Here is a 3,022-nt window from a genome sequence, read left to right on the forward strand (position 1 = left end):
GGACCGGCGCCCCAGTGGCGCAGCGCGAAATAGGTGGTGATGCCGGCGCACAGCAGCGGCGCGACGGCGCCCAGGTCGGTTTTCGGGTGGCGGATGGTCAGCACGTAGCGCTCATGCACCACGATCTGCTGCGAGTAGCCACCCATGGTCCAGCCGGGAGCATCATCGGTCTNGCCGTGNTAGGTGCCGACCATGTGNTCGCAATAGTGTGGCCGTGGCTTCGCGGCCACCCATGTATTGCACCAGCGTATCACCATTGGGCATACGCACTTCGTCCGGTTCATCGACCCCCGTGCTGGACGTAAACAGCGAGACGCTGCGCGCAATCCCGCGCCGCGTCAGCGGGCGCTTGGCGGCCGAGGCTGCGGCCAGCGCGGCGGTGATGCCGGGGACGATCTCAAAGGGAATGTTGTGCTCTTCCAGCGCCCGCATTTCTTCATCGGCACGGCCGAAAAGCATGGGGTCGCCGCCTTTCAGACGCACCACGCGGCGATACTGCTGGGCTGCCTCGACCAGCTTCTGGTTGATGACGGGCTGGGCCGTGGAGCGCTGGCCGCTGCGCTTGCCCACCGAGACCAGCACGGCTTGCGGGCACAGGGCCAGGATGTCGGGGGTAACCAGGGCATCGTGCAGCACGATCTCGGCTTGCGCCAGGAGACGTGCGGCACGCACCGTCAACAGGTCAGCGGCGCCAGGGCCGGAGCCGACCAGCCATACCATGCCCGGATGTTCCGGGCTGGGGGCGGGTGAATCGGAAGAAAGTGAAGTCGCTGCCTGTTGGGTGGCCATGGCCTGGTCGAAGATACGATTGCGGATCGAAAGAAAATCAGTCGATCCGAATCATACCAGCGGCGACCGTCTGGTGGCTCACTTCGTCGATCAGGATGAAGGCGCCGGTGGCGCGGATATCCTGATAGGCATCGGCGGCGATGGGCTGCTGCACGTTGACGCTGATGCGGGCGATGTCGTTGAGCTTCAAGGTTTCGGCCGGGCGGCGTTCCTGGGTGTTGATGTCCAGCAGCGTATCGACCTTGGCCACGCGCGCGGCCACCTGCTTGGTGGTGTGCTTGAGCCAGTACTTGCGACGCAGGTCCAGCGGCTCTTCGGAGAGCCAGCACACATCGGCGTTGACGCTCTTGAGGATGGTCGAAGGCTGGGCAGCCGACGCCAGCAGATCGCCGCGCGAGATGTCCAGGTATTCGTCCAGCAGGATGGTCACCGACTGGCCGGCCGCGGCCGATTCCAGCGAGCCGTCCAGGGTCTGGATGTCCTTGACGGTGGCGCTCTGGCCGCTGGGCAGCACCACCAGCTTGTCACCACGGGCGACCTTGCCGGCTTCGATGCGGCCCATGTAACCGCGGAAGTCATTGGCTTCGTGGCCGTTGTGGCGCGCCACCAGTTGCACCGGGAAGCGGAAGGCTTCTTCGTGCGCATCTTCATACACTGACAGCGATTCCAGCAGCGTGATCAGCGTCGGCCCCTGATACCAGGGCATCCGCGTGCTGGCTTCCACCACGTTGTCACCGGCCAGGGCCGACAGCGGGATGGCGTGCACGTCCTGCAAGCCCAGTTGCTGCGCGAACTGCTGGTAGGCGCCGACGATGCGGTCATAGACGGTCTGGTCGTAGTCCACCAGGTCCATCTTGTTGACGGCCACGATCACGTGCTGGATCTGCAGCAGGTGGGCGATGGTGGAGTGGCGCTTGGTCTGGGTCAGCAGTTCCACGCTGCCATCTTCACCCAGCTTCACCTTGGAGACGTCCACCAGGATGATGACGGCGTCCGCCGTGGAGGCACCGGTGACCATGTTGCGGGTGTACTGCTCATGACCCGGGGTATCGGCAATGATGAACTTGCGCTTGGGGGTGGCGAAGTAGCGATAGGCCACGTCGATGGTGATGCCTTGCTCGCGCTCGGCTTCCAGGCCATCGGTGAGCAGCGACAGGTCCACCGTGTCGCCCACGGTGCGCTTGTGCTTGGCGCGCGAGATGGCGTCCAGTTGGTCGGCGAAGATGCCCTTGCTGTCGAACAGCAGGCGGCCGATCAGGGTGCTCTTGCCATCGTCCACGGAACCGGCAGTGATGAAGCGCAGCAGGCCGCGTTCGTGCGATTGTGCGGAGGCCTGGGCCAGTTGTGCTTGGGTTGCGGCGGCGTTCATCAGAAATATCCTTCCTTCTTGCGTTTTTCCATCGAGGCTTCGGACGTCTGGTCGTCCATGCGGGTGGCGCCGCGCTCGGTAATCTGGGTCACTGCGGTCTCGGCGATGATGGCTTCGACCGAAGCGGCGTCGGAAGACACCGGGCAGGTGCAGGAGATGTCGCCCACGGTGCGGAAGCGTACCACCTGCTTTTGCACGGTCTCGCCTTCGCGCGCCGGGGTGAGGTCGGTCAGCGGCACCAGCAGGCCATTGCGCGGGATCACCTCGCGCTCATGGGCGAAGTAGATCGAGGGCAGGGCAAGGTTCTCGCGGGCGATGTATTGCCACACGTCCAGTTCGGTCCAGTTGGAGATGGGGAAGACGCGCATGTTCTCACCCGGATGCACGCGGGTGTTATACAGGTCCCACAGTTCGGGGCGCTGGGCCTTGGGGTTCCATTGGCCGAACTCGTCGCGGAAGGAGAAGATACGTTCCTTGGCGCGGGCCTTTTCTTCATCACGGCGCGCGCCGCCGATACAGGCGTCGAACTTGAATTCTTCGATGGTTTCCAGGAGCGTGACGGCTTGCGCGGCATTGCGCGAATCGGTTTGCGGATTGCGCAGGCGCACGGTGCCACGCTTGATCGAATCTTCCACTGATCGCACCACCAGGCGCTCGCCCAGTTCAGCGGCGCGGCGATCACGGAATTCGATGACTTCCGGGAAGTTGTGGCCGGTATCGATGTGCACCAGCGGTGAGGGGAACTTGCCGGGGCGGAAGGCCTTCTCGGCGATGCGCAGCAGCACCACCGAGTCCTTGCCGCCGCAGAACAACAGCGTCGGGTTGCTGCACTCGGAGGCGACCTCGCGCATGATGTGGATGGCT

At 64.3% G+C, this 3,022-nt stretch carries 2 protein-coding genes and 2 pseudogenes; all 4 read right to left on the reverse strand.

Annotated elements, in window-relative coordinates; translation table 11 throughout:
* A pseudogene (locus tag I5W_RS10705) lies at positions 1-209 on the reverse strand (NAD(P)-dependent alcohol dehydrogenase); the annotation flags it as partial.
* Positions 199-789, reverse strand: a pseudogene (gene cobA, locus I5W_RS10710) (uroporphyrinogen-III C-methyltransferase); the annotation flags it as partial. The pseudogenes I5W_RS10705 and cobA, both read right to left, overlap by 11 nt.
* 37 nt (positions 790-826) lie before the next feature.
* Positions 827-2,158, reverse strand: coding sequence for a sulfate adenylyltransferase subunit 1 (locus tag I5W_RS10715; protein WP_044529211.1), 1,332 nt, complete (start codon positions 2,156-2,158; stop codon positions 827-829).
* Positions 2,158-3,022, reverse strand: an 865-nt coding sequence (gene cysD / locus I5W_RS10720) for a sulfate adenylyltransferase subunit CysD (RefSeq protein WP_044529212.1), incomplete at its 5' end; no start/stop codon positions are given. The genes I5W_RS10715 and cysD, both read right to left, overlap by 1 nt.

Origin of the sequence: Herbaspirillum sp. B65, assembly GCF_000333555.1 — a bacterium.
Lineage (GTDB): Bacteria > Pseudomonadota > Gammaproteobacteria > Burkholderiales > Burkholderiaceae_D > Herbaspirillum > Herbaspirillum rubrisubalbicans.